This window comes from Kushneria avicenniae (assembly GCF_900112585.1).
Classification (GTDB): domain Bacteria; phylum Pseudomonadota; class Gammaproteobacteria; order Pseudomonadales; family Halomonadaceae; genus Kushneria; species Kushneria avicenniae.
The window spans coordinates 19,733-37,654 of sequence record NZ_FOLY01000005.1; the positions used below are offsets into that span (position 1 = coordinate 19,733).

Sequence of the window (17,922 nt, forward strand, 5' to 3'; positions counted from 1 at the left end):
ACGCGCGCCCACCCCCTTTTATCGGCAGGAAACGGCATGTCCCTTTTGATGCTTGACGCCATTGGTGTGGTCAGAAACGGCAACGTCATTCTCGATGACGTGAGCCTTGAGCTCGCCAGAGGCGAAATCGTGACCATCGTCGGGCCCAACGGCTCGGGCAAATCCACCCTCCTGAGGCTGATCATCGGCGCGCTGGCCCCCTCCTGCGGTCGGGTCACCCGCGACGAGCATTTGAGCATCGGCTACGTGCCGCAGCGGATTCAGATCGACCCGACCCTGCCCGTGACGGTCGGGCGTTTCATGGCCCTGCCGCATCGCCGCCACCAGAGCGATATCGAGGCGGCGCTGACCAGTGCCGGCGCCGGTGATCTCATCAAACGCCAGCTCTCGGCATTGTCGGGCGGTCAGCTGCAGAAGGTGCTGGTGGCCCGGGCGCTGCTGGAGCGCCCGAGTCTTCTGGTGCTCGATGAGGCCAACCAGGGGCTGGATCACCGCGCCACGGCGGAGTTCTATCGCCACATTGATCGGGTGCGCACCGAGCTGGGCTGCGCGGTACTGATGGTCAGCCACGAACTGCATGTCGTCATGAAGGCCTCGGATCGCGTGATCTGTCTCAACGGCACCGTCTGCTGTCAGGGGCGTCCCGAACGTGTGGCCGCTTCTCCCGAATGGCAGTCGCTGTTCGGCATCGAGGAACGCGATGCGGTGGCGTTTTATCGTCACACCGAACCGGGCCATGCTGAACCGGACCAGGGTGAGCAGGCGCATGACGCACAGAGCCATGCCGGGTCGGGGCACGAGGCCCCGGCAGCACCGCAGCAGGAGAGGGCCTGTCGCCATGCTGGATGATTTCATGATACGCGCGGCGCTGGCCGGCACCGGGGTAGCGCTGGCGGCGGCGCCGCTGGGCTGTTTCGTGGTGTGGCGGCGCATGGCCTATTTCGGCGACGCCACTGCTCATGCCGCGATGCTGGGGGTGGCGCTGTCGCTGGTGCTGTCGGTGTCGCTGCTGGCCAGCGTTCTGGTGGTAGCGCTGATCATGGCGCTACTTGTGTCGCTGCTCAGTGACCGCGGCTACACCATGGATACGCTGCTGGGAGTGATGGCGCACGCCGCGCTGGCCTTCGGGCTCGTAGCGGTATCGCTGGTGCAGGTGGCCCGACTGGATCTGATGAGCTACCTGATTGGCGACATTCTCGCCGTCGGCCGGCAGGATCTGATGCTGATCTGGGGCGGCGCGCTCCTGGTGGTGCTGATCATCGCCCTGCGCTGGTCGGGGCTTTTGATATCAACGCTCAATCCGGATCTGGCCCGCGCCAGCGGCGTCGACCCACGGCGCGAGCAGCTTTTGCTGACCCTGTCGCTGGCCGTGGTCGTAGCGGTGGCGCTCAAGGTGGTCGGCGTCCTGTTGATCGCGGCGTTTCTGATCATTCCGGCCGCGGCAGCGCGCCCCTTCAGCCGCACGCCGGAGGGCATGGCGGTGCTGGCCGCCGCAGTGGCGATCGTGTCCGCCAACGGCGGCCTCGTGATCGCCTGGCATTTCGATACGCCGGCCGGCCCATCCATGGTCAGCCTGGCCGCCGTCTGTTTTGTGCTCATGACGCTGGCGGGGCTGGTGTGTCGCCGCCTCGGTGAGCGCCACACCCGAACCACCTGACCGGAGAGACCATCATGTCCCACTCCAGCGCCCTGGAAACGCCTGATTCCGCCCTGTTGATGGCTCGTGAGCTGGCCACTATCTTCGATGCCGAGCGGGAGATCGCCATTGCCCCAAGGGCACTGCCGGCCGATCTGCAGGCAAGCGTCGAGGCCCAGTGCCGAACTGCCCACGGCTGGAGCATTACGCTGACGGGCGCACCCGATGCGGCGCTTGAAGCCGAACTGTGCGAACGGCTGCCTGTTCCTGAGCAGGCGCAGGCGCTCGTTGATGATGTGATGGGGCTGGCCCGGCTGATGGCCTTGCTGATGGAGGCGGATACCCTGCGGATCAAACTGCGTCTGCTGGAGGAGACCATGTGCCCGCGCTTTCACTGCGACAACGTCACCGTACGGCTGATCACCAGCTGGCTGGGGCCGGGCAGTGAATGGCTGCCCGAACACGCGCTGGACCGGCAGGGGCTCGGGGCGCCGTCCCCTGACAAGCCGGAAATCGTGGTGAACCCGAATGCCATCAAGCGGCTGGCGACCGGCGATGTGGCCTTGATCAAGGGCAGCGCCTGGCGCGGAGAGGGCCGGGGCGGGCTGGCGCATCGCAGCCCGAGCCTTGCCCCAGGCCAGCGCCGGCTGATGATGAGCATCGATCCGCTGTGAGCAGACGTTCGCGGGGCCAGTGTGATCCGACCAAAGACCAGGCGCGATCAAGGACATAACTGATCACGATCAAGTCAGGGTGATCGGCGTTGCGCCATGCTGATCGCCTGCGATGGCGCCTGCCGGCGTCGTCGATTCCACCGGAGAATGCGCCATGTTCACCTCACTGCTCGTCCCCGTGGATGGTTCGGCTCATGCCCGCAAGGCCATGAGCATCGCTGCGCAACTGGCGTCACCCGATGCCACTCTGCACCTTCTATATGTACGCGAGCTGCTGCCGCATCTGCACTACGGCAGTCTGCTCAGCCTTCAGGAGGCCGTTGCGGCCTCGTCACCGGAAAACGCCGAGACAGAAATCAGGACCGTTCTTGAACAGTCGCAGGCACACCTGCGCCAGCGTTTTGACGGGTGCATCGAGACCCACGGCCGCCACGGCGACCCGGCCCGGGTGATCGCCCATGAGGCCGATACGCTGGGCGCGCAGGTCATCGTCATCGGCAGCCGGGGACTGAGCGACTGGAATGGCATGATCATGGGCAGCGTCTCTCACAAGGTCAGCCATATCGCTTCCTGCATGGTGATCAGCGTGCATGACGACGAGGACACGGCCCTGCCGGACGAGGTCGACGACAACCCGTATCAGGGGCTGTAGTCGACGGCGGTGGAGCTAGGGCAGGCGATGGGTCAGGTCGTTGATGTCAGCCCCAGCGTTTCAAGGCAGGCGGTGAGCGAGCGTTCGCTGCGCTTCTCATAGAGGGCGAACTCGTCTTTTACCGCCACGCCGAGGGCGGCTTCGAAGTCTGCCTGGCTGTCGGTGGCGGCGTAATGCTGTGCGCTGCCATCGCCCAGGTTGGAGCGAAAGATGCCCGCCGCGCTGACCGGCAGAAAATCCTCATAGATGATCGGCCGTGCCTGGATCAGATTACGCTCAATCAGCGCCTCGGCCAGCGCGCCGCGCTCGCTCGGCAGGTGCTGCGAATCGGTCACGCTTGCCCCTTCCTCTACCTGATACTCAAACCAGGCCAGTCCCTCGCGGCGCAGGGTCGCCTCGTCATCCGGGAAATCATGGAAGGCTTCTGCCAGTGCCCGTTGCTGGGCGTCACTCTCCAGGCCGTGCGTCACCTCGCGCGAAGCCGCCAGCAGCTGGTCGTACCGCTTGCGGCCGCGCCGGGTGAGTGCGGCGCCGCGCTGTTCGATCTCACCGAAACGCGCCGTGTGGGTGCCGGCTTCCTCGCCGCTCTCGTCGCCATTATCGGCAGGAAAGATGATCGGCTCCTCCAGCGCCTTGAAACTGGTCTGGCGCAGCAGGATTGGGCAGTCACGCTGCGGCGGACCTTCGATGGTGGCCTTGGGCGTGATGCCCCACTCGGGCATGGCCTGCTGGGTGGCATCAATGTCCAGCGTGCGCGGCGTCAGATGGTTGATGTGCGGCCCGCGAAAGCACACCACATCGGCGATCAACCGGTGGGCCTGATGAAAGGCGTGGTAGGTCTCGGCATCAACGGTGGCGTGGCTGTGCCAGCGAAAGGTCTCCAGCGCCTCGATCACAAAGGCGGTGGCGTCCCGGTCATCAAGCCCGCCGTCCAGATCAGATTTATCCAGCAGGGCGAGAAGGCCATCGGTGAAAATCTGTCGACGCTCGAGAATGTCTGCCGCGCGGTGTCTCAGGCTGTCATCCTCGATCAGTTCCAGACGCAGCAGCGAGGTGAACACCCGAAACGGATTGTGGGCCAGTGCCTCATCATCCACCGGCCGAAAGGCGGTGGCGTGCACCGGCATGCCGGCCGGGGCCAGGTCGTAATAACTCACCGGGAACATGCCCATCACCGCGAACACGCGCCGCATGGTGTGCAACTCTTCCGGCGTGCCCAGTCGAATCGCGCCGTGGCGCTCGATTTCGATGCGCGCCATCTCACTGCCGCCGCGGTTGGCCAGAGCGTTTGCCTCCGGGGTGCGGTGATAGAGCGTTTGCGCGTTGATATCGGCGACCAGCTTCAACAGCGTGCCGTACTGAGGCACCTCCGCGCGATACATGTCGGACATGGCATGTGAAAAACGGGTGCGGATGTCGTCGGGACTGACGTGCCGGGCCATGAGCGTGCTCCGTGACAACGATGAAGGTGTTACGATTTAACGCCCGCGAGAGGCCGGCGTTCAAGCACCATGCGTCACGCCGCGGTTTCTGTTCAGGACAGAAGCGCCCTGAGATGGCTGAGCAGTTGCCCATGGTAGAGCACGCTGGCGGCCAGGGTCAGTCCGGCCAGCGCGATGATCAGCGTTGTTACGCGGATGGCCAGAATCGCCGGGAGGGTGACCGGTGCCTTGCTGGTCATGATCATGCGCAGGCGCCACCCGGCCCAGGCATACATGGCGCCGGTTGCCATCAGCAGTACTACCCCCGACCAGGCAAGCCAGTGTTCATGGTGAACAATGCCGCCACGCAGCAGCAGCGCCGACATCAGCAGCATCACAAAAGCGGTACGTGACCAGGCCAGTCCGGTTCGTTCGGGTTGCAGGCCGGGGTCGCGCGTCGTCGGCGGTTCGGAGTCGGTCATGACTTCAGCCCGAGAGCAGCAACAGGCCCAGCACCAGCGCCACGGCCATGACAAACAGCGCCAGAATCAACAGCAGTCGCGTATAGGGCAGGGCGGCATCGCTTCGCATGGCCTGCTCATTGCCGGACCAGCGGCGATAGGCCGCCAGTGCCAGCACGGCGCCTGCAAGCGACAGCAGCACCGCCATCGCCTCGCGCGCCCAGGGCGTGGCGACATCCGGAGCAAATTGATAAAGGCCCACGGCGCCCGCCATGAACGCCAGAGACGTGCGAATCCAGGCCAGAAAAGTACGCTCATTGGCCAGCGAGAAACGATAATCCGGATGCTGGCCAAGGCGCTGCCAGCGTGGTCTGAAGGCGCGTCGGCGACTATGGTCAGGTGGCGGTGTGGTCATGGTAAACGTGGTCTGATCATGGGCCGTGAAGGCTGTAGAATAAAATGGCCGGCTATTTTCGGCGTCCGTCGTGTCACAACGTTATGGTAGCAGGAGAACGTCATGACCCTTCTCACTAGAAGCTGCGCCCTTGGGGCCCTGATGCTGCTGGCCGGCTATCTGTCTGGCGCTGTGCTGCAAAACGATCCGGCCTTCATGCACTGGCCGCTACCGGTACGGCTGACGGTAATCGTATTTGCGCTCGCTGTTGCGGTGGTATGGCTGCTGGTACATCTGTTCGTTCGCGATCAGGACTGATGGGCATAGCCCGCCATGATAATCACCGAACCTGCCAGCGCCAGCCCGCCGCCCACGTAGTCGGTCAACTGTAGCGGCTGACCCTCCACCAGACGCAGCCACGCCAGTGCTGTGATGAGATAGACCCCCGCATAAGCCGCATAAATGCGCCCGCTGGCCGCCGGATGCAGGGTCAATAGCCAGGCAAACAGCGCCAGTGATGCCGCCGACGGAACCAGCCACCAGGCACTTTTGGCCAGTACCCACCAGCGATAGACCAGATAGCAGCCGACGATCTCGGCCAGCGCCGTCAGGACAAAGAGCAAGGTGGCGATCACAGGGGGCATGGCGCGCTCAAACAGTGAAGGAGCCCTTACTCTGCCACAGGGGCTGGGCAAGGCAAAAAGGCATGGCTAGAATGAGCGTCGGGTTCGCCGGTATAGCTCAGCTGGCAGAGCAACGCATTCGTAATGCGTAGGTCGGTGGTTCGAGTCCACTTACCGGCACCATATATATCAGGGAGTTAGCGCCAATAAGCGCTGACTCCCTTTCTATTTATGGCCTATCTGGTGCACTAAACCAAAGTCAATAATGGCGTCTGTAATAAAGGATGTGATGCTTTGAGTCCTGTGCAAAGCACTATTCTATATAGGATGTCGCTGTGTTGCTCAGTGCTTCTCGGTGTGAAAAAATTTCTGTTAGTGCTGATACGTCATGCTTTTGTTCTTTTCCTTCTATAAATAGTCCGATACGCCAAACACTTTTTGAATTGAAGTGCAGGCGGCAAAGTGGTTTTCGGTTATTGTTATCCAGCAGTATTGCGCAATAGGATTTTGCATCGCGCATGTGTATACGGCTTGGATCGACAATGTCCGCCAGAATAGCGCGCACTATATTGTAAGCGTCGATTTCTTCTTGCGTGGTAATAATGTCATTATTTTCTTCGACAGCTGCTTGTGAGGTTTTGTTGTCGCTGTCATTAATCTCTACTTGTTCTGGCTCCTCACCAGATGTGGTGGCTAACGCTGACTTCAGACGATGAGAGACCTGCTCTTTGATATGCTGGGCCATTGCGTCACGCACTATCGGTGTGAAGTCATCAATCACTTGTTGAGTCATACGACCCTCATAAAAATTCTGCGCCAGAGATTTGATAAAATCGCGTGATGGGTCTTTTACCAAATTGGCAAAAGCTGTCTTGGCCAGGTTGGTATACTTTAATCGATTGGCAGTGCTAAGGATTGCATCGACATCAAAAACGGGTTTGGCAAACTTCTTTAGTTCATCTACATCGCGTTCGTTGTAATCGTTTAATTTGAAAGTAAAAAAAGGTCTGGTGTCGAGTCGATTGGTGTCGTCTAAATCAGAGTAAAAGCGATATTCGATTCCGTTGGTCAGGATAGCGAACTTTGCCTCAGTACAGTTGAAATATCGATATAGTTGACTGAATTGAGTGTTAGCAAGATCCGTTGTGCGTGGCTTACATTCGACCAGGATTGAAAGCTCACCACCGTGTTTGATGGCATAGTCTACCTTCTCGCCTTTTTTTAGTCCTACATCGGCAGTGAACTCAGGCATCACTTCTGTAGGATCAAACACGTCATAACCCAGAGTCTGTATGAAGGGCATGACCATCGCGTTTTTGGTTGCTTCCTCGTTCACGACGTGTTGCATCTGCTCTTTGACCCGGCCTGCCAAAATGGCAATCTTTTGTGTTATATTCATTGGTATCCCCGCCCATTCTTCGTTTCATTTGTTCACGAGCAACTATCTGATAGTAAACATGGAGGGAGTATCAGGTAAAGTTAATATGTGATGCGTTATATAGAGCTCGAAAAATTGATGATGATGTGATTGTTGAGGGGTTTTTGGGGCAAGCAGTTTCACCTGAAAGGCTTACCTTTTTTCCATGCACGGATAGGACGTTTTTTTCGCGTGCATAACTTGATCAATGATGCTGGTCACCTATGTGCTCGTGCTTCAGTACCGGGAAAAAAATTGCTGGACCGGAGTGGCTGCACCCTGCGCTACGTCATATCACCAACTGCGCTATTCATATCCGTCTTTCTTGTCTCCTCACGCCTGCAAGCCGCCTCCATTTCGCTCTGATGGTCTTAGGGCTGGTCATCTTGTCTCGGTAGCGCACGTTGGCGAGCCAGTTGAAGCTGCCTACGATCGCGTACTGCTTATCCACAATCAGAAGCTTCCCGTGCTTGGCGCGCTGCAACACAGCCAGGCGTCCCTGCGTCCCGGTTTCATTAACTGGTTAGCGCCTTGATCAAGGCGTCGGACAGTTAGTGCTGGCGCTAGGCGGCGACATACAGACCGTCGATGAAGCTCGTGCGAGCACTGGCACCCATGAAGGCCTCCAGTTTTTGCCACGTGATTGATGTGTCGGCAGGAAAGATGTCGAGAGAGTGACTCAGCCTTGCCTGTTTAAAACGTGCAATACCTCTTCCAGTGGCATTGGATGGTAAAAGAAATATCCCTGCCCGATATTGCAGTGGAGCTTTTCAAGCTGAGCTGCAGTGGTGGCGTCTTCTACGCCTTCCGCGACCACTTCAAATCCCAGGCTCTGCAGCATCTGAATCAGGTGCGTGGCGATCAGGAGGCCATCAGGGTCCTTGTCAATATTGGTGATGAGACACTTGTCGAGCTTGATGACCTGGGCCGGTATCCGTTGAAGATATTTCAGGTTGCTGTAGCCGCTGCCAAAGTCATCCAGTGCGATGCGAATGCCCTGGTGTTTCAAGGCATCGAGCGTGCTGACAGCCTGAGGGTTATTGAGAAGCTCCTCGGTTTCGAGGCATTCGATTTCGATCAACTCTGCGTTGACATCAAGCTCGAAGAGTATTGTCGAGACGTGGTCTGCAAACTGATCGTCGACCAGATTGGTGGTGGTGGCATTGATGGAAACAGGGAGGTGTACGTTAAGGGCCTCAAAGCGTTTTAGCGTTTTGGCGACTTCACGAACGACCCAAAGCGTCAGCGGGTTGATCAGGGTAGTCTGGCTGACCAGGGGAATAAAGTCCAGGGGAGGGATGGTGCCCAGTTTGGGATGATGCCAGCGAAGCAGCGCTTCAAAGCCGACAATCTGACGTGTTTCCAGGCAGACCTTGGGTTGATAGACCAGATAAAGCTGATTGTCGCTTTTTAAAGCGGCACTGATGCCGTTGGCCAGTTCGAGTTTCCTTCTCTGCGCCTTGTCGAAGTCCGCTCGATACGGCATGACCGTTTCGCTGTTGGTCAGTGCGTCATATAGCGCGCAGAAGGACCTGCGAAAGGCTGTTCTGGCCCTGGTCGTTGCGGGGTCAAAATCATGATAACCCGCTTTCAGGTCCAGCCTGACCGGTAGCCGTGTGCGAAATGCCTTTTCCATCCTTTTGTCGAAATCTTTCAGGACATCAAATGCCTGCTGCCTGTCTGCCTGCGGTACCAGAATGGCCATGCGGGAAAGCATGACCGAGTAGAGCTGCAGTCCGGGGGGCAGCGAGATTCTCAGCAGGTTGGCGATTTTGTAGGAGATGTGTTCGACCGCATCAATGCCGAAACCACGGGCCAGCTCGAAGTAATACCCTTGCCGGGTGGTTTCCAGAAAGATCAGGGTGTGCGGTTTGTCACTTTGCGTGGTGAGATCTTCCAGATCCCGCATGAGGCGCAGGCGATTGGGCAGCAGTGTGACCGGGTCGATAAATCCGACGTTGTTGCTGGTTTCCAGTATGCCGCTGGCAATGTCGGCGAAGGACCTGAGCAGGTTGCCTTCCTTCTCATCAAGCCGGCGGGGGCGGTAGTCAATGATGCATACGCCCCCGACCAGGTGGCCATCCGGCGTGGTTAGCGGTACGCCGGCATAAAATCGGATATGAGGCTCAGCGGTGACGAGAGGGTTGTCCTTGAACTCACTATCCAGCGTGGCATCTTCGACAATGACCAGGTCATTGCGCTCGACGGTGCGTCGGCAGAAGGAAGCATCTCTTGAGGTTTCATCCGGCCCGAAATTGCATTTTGACTTGAGCCATTGCCGATCAGACCCCAGCAGGGTCACCAGTGAGGTGGGCACATGCAGAAGCTGAGCCATGAGGCTGGTGAGCTTGTCGAGCAGCTGGTTGGTACCCAGCCGTGCCAGACGGAAGGCTTCCAGTTCTGCCAGTTTCTGCTTTTCACTGGTGCTCAGGTTTTGTTCAGGGCTCATGTGGCATTCCGCTGGGAGGCTCTGGTCTGGAAGCCATTCATACTACGGCGATCAGCTTTTTTTCAGTGTCTCGATCAAAAGGCATACAGAGCCTTATTTCCTTTGTTGCTCTTTTAAAGCCCGATAGTGGATCAGGCTTTGATGACAATCTGGAGAAAATGCCCGGCGGCTGCCGGGCCTGAAACAGGGATAACCCAGTGGTTAGAAGGTTTCCCACTCTTCAGCATCGCTCTGCTTGTGAACGGTCGGTTTCGGTGCCGATGCCCTTTTGGCGCTGCCGGTTTCGTCCTTTCTGGCCGAAACGATGGGTGAAGGCTTTGATAGCACCGGCCTTTTTAACGGCTCCGGAACGGAGGCACTGCGTGTATCTGACATGACCCGGAAGTAGGCCACCTGTTCTTTCAGTGTTTGAGCGCTATGTTCCATGGCACGGCTGGCAGCGGCGGCTTCTTCGACAAGCGCTGCGTTTTGCTGGGTCACGCTATCCATCTGTGAGATGGCCTGGTTGATCTGCTCGATGCCGGAGGTCTGTTCGTGACTGGCTGACGCAATTTCGGTCACGATTTCGGCCATGTTATTAATACCGGTCACAATCTCTTCAAGTGTCCGGCCGGAGTGATTGACAAGTTCAGCCCCATTGTTGACTTTCTCGACGCTGTCGTTGACCAGTGCCTTGATGTCTCTTGCGGCATCGGCACTTCGGCTTGAGAGCGTGCGAACTTCACTGGCAACGACTGCGAACCCACGGCCCTGTTCTCCCGCCCGGGCGGCTTCTACCGCGGCATTCAGGGCCAGCAGGTTGGTCTGGAAGGCGATCGAGTCGATCAGTCCGACAATCTCGGCAATTTTTCGACTGGAGGCGCTGATCTCTTCCATGGCAAGGGTGGTCCTTTCAACCACCTGACTGCCGTCACGCGCCTTATGGCGTACGCTTTGCGCCAGCTGGCTGGCCTGGGCGGCATTATCAGCGTTTTGACGCACCGTTGAGGTGATCTCTTCCATCGAAGCGGCCGTCTCTTCGAGGCTGGCGGCTTGCTCCTGTGTCCGCCGGGAAAGGTTGTCGTTACCCGAAGCAATGTCGCTTGAGGCGCTGCCAACGGCTTCAGCGTTGTTTCTGACGTCGCTGACGATATGCCCCAGCTGTTTCTGCATGTCGCTCAGGTTGCGCAGAAGACCGGCAAACTCATCCTGTCCCTTGACTTCGATGCGATTGGCGAGATTGCCCTGTGCAATCTCGCTGGAGATACTGCTGGCCTGCTTCAGAGGCATCAGGATGCTGCGAGCAAAGCGCCAGAATGCGAGCAGAGTAAGTACCAATGCAAAGAGGACGGCACCTGCTATCTCCCAGAGCAGGGTGTTCATGTCGCTTTCGCTTTCAATAAATTTGTTTTCTACCTGTTCGGTATTAATGGCTGCCGCTTTACTGATGTTCTCGTTGATGGTGTTGTAGGCCGGGCGGAGTTGAAGATCACTGGTCGGGGAGGAAAAGTCCCCGTTTTTCATGCGCTCGACATTGGCATCAAACCGACGCCAGTACTCGATGAGTGCCGGTGCTGTCTGATTGGCGAGTGCCTCTTCCTGAGGCGCCGTGGCATTGTGGGCCTGATATTGCTGCCAGTTTTGTTCTGCGGTGTTGCGATAGCCTGGATAAGCCGCAAGTAGCTGCTCCAGCTGTCGCCCTGTGCTGTCATTTTGCGCTCTCAATATATCGATTTGAGAGTATGAAACTGCGGATTCCACCTTGTTAAGCAGTTGAAGCGGCAACACATCACGGTTGTAGGCGTTATTAAAGTTCCGGGTGATGTTGTTCATGCCCCAGGCGCCTGCCATGCCAATTAAAATCAGTAGCACTATCATGGCTGCCGCAATGGCAACCAGCCGGTATTTCACGCTGCGATTCAGAGTCATGATGGATGTTTTCCGGGGGTTTATTAAAGGAATTTAATATTGTTTCCCCTGTTATCGACCTGAAAACGATAGAGCTGGAGCCGGCGTCTGAAAAAAAGTGATCTGTGCTGTCTATCTGTTTGTTTTAAAAAGACACTGATATTTGCATTTCAGAATCGTCTGTACTGGTGCCGGGGGCTGTACCAAATATCACGCCTTGAATGGATGAAGCAGTCAGCCCCTGGTTGGCGGCAACGCTGAAACGCCTCTCAACGCCCATTACTGCGCCGGCATTACCTTCAGTACCCGCCCTTCAGCGCTATCCGTCAGCAGATACACCGCGCCGTTCGGACCGGTGCGTACATCCCGAATGCGCTCATCCAGCTCGCCGAAAAGCCCTTCGATGTCTTCTGCTCGAGTAGCATCGTCCGAAAGCGTGACGCGGCGCACTTCGCGATCCACCAGCGAGCCGATCAGCAGGTCGCCCTGCCACTGGGGAAACAGCGCGCCGTCGTAGCGGGTCATGCCGGAGGGTGCGATGGAGGGTGTCCATTCCAGCAGGGGTGGTTGCGTGCCGGGGTAGGTGTCAAAGGGCGTGACGCGGGCGCCGGTATAATCAAGCCCGGTGGTGGCGATCGGCCAGCCGTAGTTACCCCCTGGGGTAATGAGATTGACCTCGTCGCCGCCCTTGGGGCCGTGCTCATGCATGAGGATGCGGTCTTCTTCATCCACGACCAGGCCCTGCACGTTGCGGTGGCCGTAGCTCAGGATCTCGGGGCGGGCAGTGTCGTCATTCACGAAGGGGTTGTCCGCGGGCACGCTGCCATCCGGATTCAGGCGCACGATCGCGCCGATGTGGTTGGCGGTGTTCTGGGCCTGCTCGCGGTAGTCAAAACCATCGCCGAGGGTAAGGATCAGCGTGCCATCCGACAGCGATGCGAGGCGGCCGCCGAAGTGCGCATTGCCCCGCTTGGCCGGCTGTGCCCGAAAGATCTCCTCAACCTGCTCAAGGCCGGTATCGCTGAATACAGCGCGTGACAGGCAGGCGTGATTGGCGGCCTGTGTGCCGCACGAATAGGCGAGAAACAGCGTCCGGTCCTGCTCGAAGTCCGGTGACAACAGCACGTCGAAAAGCCCTGACTGACCCGAGGCAAACACCCTGGGAACGCCTTCAAGCGATGGGTTGATCGTCTCGCCCCCGGCGTTTAAAAGCCGCAGGCGGCCGGGGCGTTCGGTGACGAGCATGCGTCCGTCGGGCAGAAAGGCCAGCGACCAGGGGTGTTCCAGTCTTTCGGCGACCGTCTCGATCCGGTAATCGGTGGCCTCGGATTGTGCCAGCGCGTCAGAGGCAGGCGTCATACCGGCAGCGCCGATCATCAAAAGCGCTATTGTGGCGCTCGAAGCTGTCGGGGCTGAATGACGGCTGGTGCCTCTCAGCCAGGCCAGCACCGCACCGGCGCCCCCGGCCGTCAGAACCATTGCGGCCATGCCTGTCGCAGTACGCGTGGCCGCAATCAGGGTCGGCATGGGGGCAAAATGATCGACCAGATGAAAGGTGGCCCATAGCGCTGCCATGGCCGAGAGCGTGCAGAGCCCGAGTCGGTGTCGGCCGTTCCAGTAGCGGCGTGAGATCCATAGCGCCACGATCTGAGAGATGACGAATCCGACCGAAAACAGGGCGAAATAAACGGGTGAAAACGTGACCAGATCCCCGAGCGTGGTAGTGAGACGCTGCATGATCGGAATATCCACGCCCAGTTGCTGCAGCGCGGCCAGATTGATCTGGGTCTGAACGATGCTGCCCAGCAGCGTTCCCGTCAGTAGTGCCGCCACGAAGTGGGTCGCGGTGATAGGCCAGGCTAGTCGATGGCGCATGATGGTGACCCTTGAGTCGTTAGTGGTGACAGGCCTGAACGGTCTCTGCCCTGATGGACTCAAGCGTACCCTGCATTCCTCGGTTCCAGTTTAAGGCGGCAAGGGATCATCAAGGGCCGCCCGGTCTGGCGGCCTTCGGGTGAGTGATCAGTGGGCCATCATTTCCTGAGCAATCTGCTGGTCGCTCAGGCTGGCGGGATAGTAGGTCGGCCAGTTGACCACGTTGTCCAGCAGCGCCTGGCGGTCATCGCCCATATAGAGGTGGTAGTGGTGGGCGTCGGTGGGGGCGATGTCGTGATCGCTGAATTGAATGAACTCAGGGGCCTGCTCATCCCCCGCAGTCTTTTTGAAGCTGTAGCGGACACCGCGATTCCCGGCCTTGTATTCAAGGATCTCATGTCCGTCATCGGCGTACCGGCCTGTATAGGCGTCACCATTGGCATGGAAAGTCACGTCCTGGCCGTGAATGTCGATACGCTCGACGTCGGTGCGGTAGCCTTCGCGGTAGTACTGCTTGTACGCCTCGGCACTCTTGTCGCCATCCTGCGCCTTGTGGGCGAAGACTTCGTCCAGAGTACCGCTCTGCAGCAACGGATAGACGGACCGCCAGTCGCCTTCCCAGTCGGATAGTGCGCGCGCCTTGACCTGATCGTCATCAAAATAGCCGGCATGAATATCCTCATCATGATTGTGGGAGTGTGCGCTCTCATCGGCATGGCCTTGGTTATGATCGTGCGTGTGGGCGCTGTCATGAGAATGGTCGTGACCGTGTGTGTCGGAAGCGAGCACGGCCTGAGTGCTGCTGGCCGCGAGCAGGCCCGCGGTCATCAAGGCCGTAGCGGTATGGCGGAGGAAGACAGATGGCATGGGACATGTTCCTGGCAATGATCGAGTAGTCTTTTATAAAACGTTATAACGTAACATTAATTGGTGTGGCGGCAATAGCAGCTGTCGGGACTTCTGTCGCAACGTCATCCCTTTCTCGTCTGGCTTGTGGATCTTTCTCGTCTGTCCCGTGGGTTCAGAAAGCCGGCAAAAACCCTCTCTTGACCATGGCTGAAGGTCTTTCTGGCTCCCACGTCGATTTGTCAGAAGTGGCCTTTTGTTTGTAACCCCGTGTCGCGTCTGGTGTTCAGGCGTGCATAGGCTGACTCTTTGCGACATTTGGCGTTTCAAAAACGACGTTTTCAACTAACGGAGGGCAATACAGTGTCCATAAAACCGTGTATACGTGTCTGTAAGCGACAAATTAAGAGGCGACTACTGAAGCCGGAATGGTGCATGATGGGCCATGGCAACCGTGCTTTCGTTAGATCGTAGACGAGTCTGCCAGAACAATTACAAAAGCAGGAAAAAGTTGAGGAGGCATGACGGCATGTTACCTGACCACAAGGCAGGCTCTGTAACGGGAGCCAGCGGCATTACGACGCCGCAAACCATCGGTTTTCTATTGCTGGACAACTTCACGCTGATTTCGCTGGCATCGGTGATCGAACCGCTGCGCATGGCCAATCAGCTGGCCGGACGCGAGCTGTATCGCTGGTACACCCTGACTCGTGACGGGGCGCCGGTCCGTGCCAGTGACGGGCTGCAGGTGACGCCCGACGTCTCGATCACCGTGCCGCTGTCGCTGGACTGGGTCGTGGTCTGCGGCGGTGTGGCCCCCAATCAGAGCGTCACCCGCGAGCACGCCCACTGGTTGCAGGCGCAGTCGCGTCAGTTGCGGCGTATCGGCGCCATCTGTACGGGGAGCTGGGCGCTGGCCCGGGCCGGACTGCTGGATCACTACGAGGCCAGTATCCACTGGGAGTGTCTGGCGTCCATGCAGGAGGCCTTCCCCAATGTGACGCTGACCACGCGGCTGTTCTCGATCGATCGTGACCGGTTCACGGCCTCCGGCGGCACCGCGCCGCTGGACATGATGCTTAATCTGATCGCTCACGATCACGGCCATGAGCTCTCGGCGGGAATCTCCGAGATGTTCATCTGCGAGCGGGTGCGCAACGAGCAGGATCATCAGCGTGTGCCGCTCAAGCACGTGCTGGGCACCACTCAGCCCAAGCTTCTGGAGATCGTGGCGCTGATGGAGTCCAACCTCGAAGAGCCGATCGAGCTGGATACCCTGGCCCGCTACGTCAACGTCTCCCGGCGCCAGCTGGAACGGCTGTTCCAGCGCTATCTGCACTGTTCGCCGTCGCGCTACTACCTGAAACTGCGACTGGTGCGGGCGCGTCAGCTTCTGAAACAGACGTCGCTGTCGATCATCGAAGTGGCCTCGGTGTGCGGATTCGTGTCGACGCCGCACTTCTCGAAGTGCTATCGCGAGTACTTTGGCGTGCCGCCCCGGGGTGAGCGCTCCGGCAACAGCACCTGGCAGGGCCGCAACGCCAGCGCTGCCAACGCCCTGCAGCAGGGCAAGATCGTGGCGGTCGAGCCGACCTCGACCGAGCCCATGTCGAGCGCGATGATGTCGCTGGTCTACGCCCAGGGCGAGCCGACATTTGCCAGCGTGCCGCTGTCACGCTGACGTCACATGCCAAAGGCTATCATCAGGGAGCTGCCTACCGGGCAGCTCCTTTTTTGTGAGCGAAAATGGCCTGATCGCCCGGGCACGGCCGCATGAGCAGGCAGATCATCTGGTATGCCGATCGGATGTATTGACCGGGTGTGCCGGTGTTGACACTTGAGCGGCCTCCAGGTCGCTCTTTGGCAGGTCATGACGCTTTTGGAATTTTCCCCGTCGTTTCCAGGCGTCGGGCAATGCCGGGGCAGGGATATGCTCCTTGCATTAGTCACCATCTGGAGCCTGACCATGACCCCTGCCGAACTGCATGACGACGCTATCGTGATCGATGGCCTGATCATCGCCAAATGGAACCGAGAGCTGCTGGAAGACATGCGTCGCGGCGGACTGACCGCGGCCAACTGCACCGTCTCGGTCTGGGAAGGGTTCAGGGCAACGGTCGACAATATCGTCGCCTCCAAAAAGCTGATGGACGAGTGCAGCGACCTGGTTCGCCCGGTACGCACCACCGCCGACATCACCCGCGCCAAGGAAGAGGGCAAGACCGGCATCATCTTCGGTTTCCAGAACGCCCATGCCTTTGAAGACCAGATCGGCTATGTCGAAGTCTTCAAGAACCTGGGCGTGGGCATCGTGCAGATGTGCTACAACACCCAGAACCTGGTCGGTACCGGCTGTTACGAGCGTGATGGCGGCCTGTCCGGCTTCGGGCGCGAAATCGTGGCCGAAATGAACCGTGTGGGCATGCTGTGCGACCTGTCCCACGTCGGCGCGAAAACCTCCGAGGAAGTCATCCTCGAATCCAAAAAGCCGGTGTGTTACTCCCATTGCCTGCCGTCAGGCCTCAAGGAGCACCCGCGCAACAAGTCTGACGAAGAGCTCAAGTTCATCGCCGACCATGGCGGTTTTGTCGGCGTGACCATGTTCACACCGTTTCTCAAAAACGGTGTCGATTCGACCATCGATGACTACTGCGAAGCGATCGAATACATCATGAATATCGTGGGTGAGGATGCCATCGGTATCGGCACCGACTTTACTCAGGGTCATGACCAGAACTTCTTTGAATGGCTGACGCACGACAAGGGCTATGCCCGTCGCCTGACCAACTTCGGCAAGATCATCAATCCCGAGGGCATTCGTACCGTCGGCGAATTCCCCAACCTGACAGAAGCGCTTCTAAAGCGTGGCCTGAGCGAGCAGCAGGTCAGAAAGATCATGGGCGAAAACTGGGTCAGAACCCTGAAGGACGTCTGGGGCGAGTAAGCCCTGCCCGCGGCCGGAGCGGTGCCTGACCCGACTTCGGCCACCTTCACCATCGCTCCCCCGGGGCCGATAGCGGCTCCTGAATAATGACAAGTTTGAGGAAGACGACCGTGACGAAACAAGCCCCCGAACTCCCGATTGAAGTCGACAGCGAAACCGGTATCTGGACAACCGATGCCCTGCCGATGCTTTACGTACCGCGTCATTTCTTCGTCAACAACCACATGGCCATTGAAGAGGCCCTGGGCGCCGAGAAATACGCAGAGATCCTCTACCATGCCGGCTACAAGAGCGCCTGGCACTGGTGCGAGAAGGAAGCCGAACTGCATGGTCTCGAGGGCGTGGACGTCTTCGAGCACTACATGAAGCGCCTCTCCCAGCGCGGCTGGGGACTTTTCATCACCGAAGAGTTCGATCTGGAAGCCGGTACGGCCCGTGTGCGTCTTGAGCACAGTGCCTTCGTCTATCAGATGGGCAAGGTGGACCGAAAGGTCGAGTACATGTTCACCGGCTGGTTTGCCGGCGCCATGGACCAGATTCTGAGCGCCCGTGGCAGTGAGCTGCGCACCGTTGCCGTACAGACCCAGAGCGGCGCCCAACAGGGCCACGATCACGGTCTGTTTGTTGTCACGCCCGCGTAACC

General features: G+C 58.8%; 18 protein-coding genes and 1 tRNA gene. 9 read left to right on the forward strand and 10 right to left on the reverse strand.

Going from position 1 to position 17,922, the window contains the following annotated elements; translation table 11 throughout:
• Nucleotides 1-36 precede the first annotated feature (36 nt).
• The 4 genes from BM079_RS11765 (at nucleotide 37) to BM079_RS11780 (ending at nucleotide 2,962) form a co-directional block, all read left to right on the forward strand.
• Entirely contained in the window at nucleotides 37-849 is an 813-nt protein-coding gene (locus BM079_RS11765; protein ID WP_090134329.1) for an ATP-binding cassette domain-containing protein, read from the forward strand.
• The gene (locus BM079_RS11770) at nucleotides 839-1,657 is read left to right on the forward strand and encodes a metal ABC transporter permease (RefSeq protein ID WP_090134330.1); all 819 of its coding nucleotides are present in this window, start codon (nucleotides 839-841) and stop codon (nucleotides 1,655-1,657) included. Before BM079_RS11765 ends, BM079_RS11770 begins: the two co-directional genes overlap by 11 nt.
• A gap of 14 nt (nucleotides 1,658-1,671) precedes the next feature.
• A complete protein-coding gene (locus BM079_RS11775; protein WP_090134332.1) occupies nucleotides 1,672-2,310 on the forward strand; it encodes a DUF1826 domain-containing protein in 639 nt (212 codons plus the stop codon).
• 154 nt (nucleotides 2,311-2,464) lie between these two features.
• A complete protein-coding gene (locus BM079_RS11780; RefSeq protein ID WP_175489681.1) occupies nucleotides 2,465-2,962 on the forward strand; it encodes a universal stress protein in 498 nt (165 codons plus the stop codon).
• A 32-nt stretch (nucleotides 2,963-2,994) separates the two neighbouring features.
• Here BM079_RS11780 and hglS read toward each other — a convergent pair whose 3' ends face one another.
• The 3 genes from hglS to BM079_RS11795 all read right to left on the reverse strand — a co-directional run bounded on the left by hglS (nucleotide 2,995) and on the right by BM079_RS11795 (nucleotide 5,259).
• Nucleotides 2,995-4,404 (reverse strand): 2-oxoadipate dioxygenase/decarboxylase HglS, encoded by a 1,410-nt coding sequence (gene hglS, locus BM079_RS11785; RefSeq protein WP_090134338.1) that lies wholly within the window; start codon nucleotides 4,402-4,404, stop codon nucleotides 2,995-2,997.
• 92 nt (nucleotides 4,405-4,496) lie between these two features.
• Complete coding sequence (locus BM079_RS11790; protein ID WP_090134340.1) at nucleotides 4,497-4,865, reverse strand: DUF202 domain-containing protein; 369 nt, start codon at nucleotides 4,863-4,865, stop codon at nucleotides 4,497-4,499.
• Nucleotides 4,866-4,869: 4 nt separating this feature from the next.
• Nucleotides 4,870-5,259, reverse strand: coding sequence for a YidH family protein (locus BM079_RS11795; RefSeq protein WP_090134343.1), 390 nt, complete (start codon nucleotides 5,257-5,259; stop codon nucleotides 4,870-4,872).
• Between the two features lie 102 nt (nucleotides 5,260-5,361).
• Between BM079_RS11795 and BM079_RS11800 the strand changes: the two genes are divergently transcribed.
• Nucleotides 5,362-5,556, forward strand: coding sequence for a hypothetical protein (locus tag BM079_RS11800; protein ID WP_090134345.1), 195 nt, complete (start codon nucleotides 5,362-5,364; stop codon nucleotides 5,554-5,556).
• Here the strand turns inward: BM079_RS11800 and BM079_RS11805 are convergent.
• On the reverse strand, nucleotides 5,547-5,882 hold the full coding sequence (locus BM079_RS11805) for a YnfA family protein (RefSeq protein ID WP_090134347.1): 336 nt from the start codon (nucleotides 5,880-5,882) through the stop codon (nucleotides 5,547-5,549). The genes BM079_RS11800 and BM079_RS11805 overlap by 10 nt on opposite strands.
• A gap of 86 nt (nucleotides 5,883-5,968) precedes the next feature.
• On the opposite strand from BM079_RS11805, the gene BM079_RS11810 reads away from it, so the two are divergent.
• Nucleotides 5,969-6,044, forward strand: a tRNA-Thr gene (locus BM079_RS11810).
• 130 nt (nucleotides 6,045-6,174) lie between these two features.
• On the opposite strand, the gene BM079_RS11815 is transcribed toward BM079_RS11810, so the two are convergent.
• The 6 genes from BM079_RS11815 to BM079_RS11835 form a co-directional block, all read right to left on the reverse strand.
• The gene (locus BM079_RS11815) at nucleotides 6,175-7,260 is read right to left on the reverse strand and encodes a type I restriction endonuclease (RefSeq protein WP_090134349.1); all 1,086 of its coding nucleotides are present in this window, start codon (nucleotides 7,258-7,260) and stop codon (nucleotides 6,175-6,177) included.
• A gap of 328 nt (nucleotides 7,261-7,588) precedes the next feature.
• On the reverse strand, nucleotides 7,589-7,765 hold the full coding sequence (locus tag BM079_RS17010; protein WP_175489682.1) for a phospholipase D-like domain-containing protein: 177 nt from the start codon (nucleotides 7,763-7,765) through the stop codon (nucleotides 7,589-7,591).
• A gap of 192 nt (nucleotides 7,766-7,957) precedes the next feature.
• A complete protein-coding gene (locus tag BM079_RS11820; protein ID WP_090134351.1) occupies nucleotides 7,958-9,727 on the reverse strand; it encodes a sensor domain-containing diguanylate cyclase in 1,770 nt (589 codons plus the stop codon).
• A 201-nt stretch (nucleotides 9,728-9,928) separates the two neighbouring features.
• Nucleotides 9,929-11,635: a methyl-accepting chemotaxis protein gene (locus tag BM079_RS11825; protein ID WP_090134353.1), complete on the reverse strand. Its 1,707-nt coding sequence runs from the start codon at nucleotides 11,633-11,635 to the stop codon at nucleotides 9,929-9,931.
• Between the two features lie 258 nt (nucleotides 11,636-11,893).
• Complete coding sequence (locus BM079_RS11830) at nucleotides 11,894-13,489, reverse strand: PQQ-dependent sugar dehydrogenase (protein WP_090134356.1); 1,596 nt, start codon at nucleotides 13,487-13,489, stop codon at nucleotides 11,894-11,896.
• Nucleotides 13,490-13,636: 147 nt separating this feature from the next.
• Nucleotides 13,637-14,356, reverse strand: coding sequence for a ZinT family metal-binding protein (locus BM079_RS11835; RefSeq protein ID WP_090134358.1), 720 nt, complete (start codon nucleotides 14,354-14,356; stop codon nucleotides 13,637-13,639).
• Nucleotides 14,357-14,864: 508 nt separating this feature from the next.
• On the opposite strand from BM079_RS11835, the gene gbdR reads away from it, so the two are divergent.
• The 3 genes from gbdR (at nucleotide 14,865) to BM079_RS11850 (ending at nucleotide 17,920) form a co-directional block, all read left to right on the forward strand.
• Nucleotides 14,865-16,016, forward strand: a complete 1,152-nt coding sequence (gbdR, locus tag BM079_RS11840; RefSeq protein WP_090134360.1) for a choline metabolism transcriptional regulator GbdR — start codon at nucleotides 14,865-14,867, stop codon at nucleotides 16,014-16,016.
• Between the two features lie 285 nt (nucleotides 16,017-16,301).
• Nucleotides 16,302-17,279 (forward strand): dipeptidase, encoded by a 978-nt coding sequence (locus BM079_RS11845; RefSeq protein ID WP_090134362.1) that lies wholly within the window; start codon nucleotides 16,302-16,304, stop codon nucleotides 17,277-17,279.
• A gap of 110 nt (nucleotides 17,280-17,389) precedes the next feature.
• Nucleotides 17,390-17,920, forward strand: a complete 531-nt coding sequence (locus tag BM079_RS11850) for a 4-vinyl reductase (RefSeq protein ID WP_090134364.1) — start codon at nucleotides 17,390-17,392, stop codon at nucleotides 17,918-17,920.
• Nucleotides 17,921-17,922: the final 2 nt, after the last annotated feature.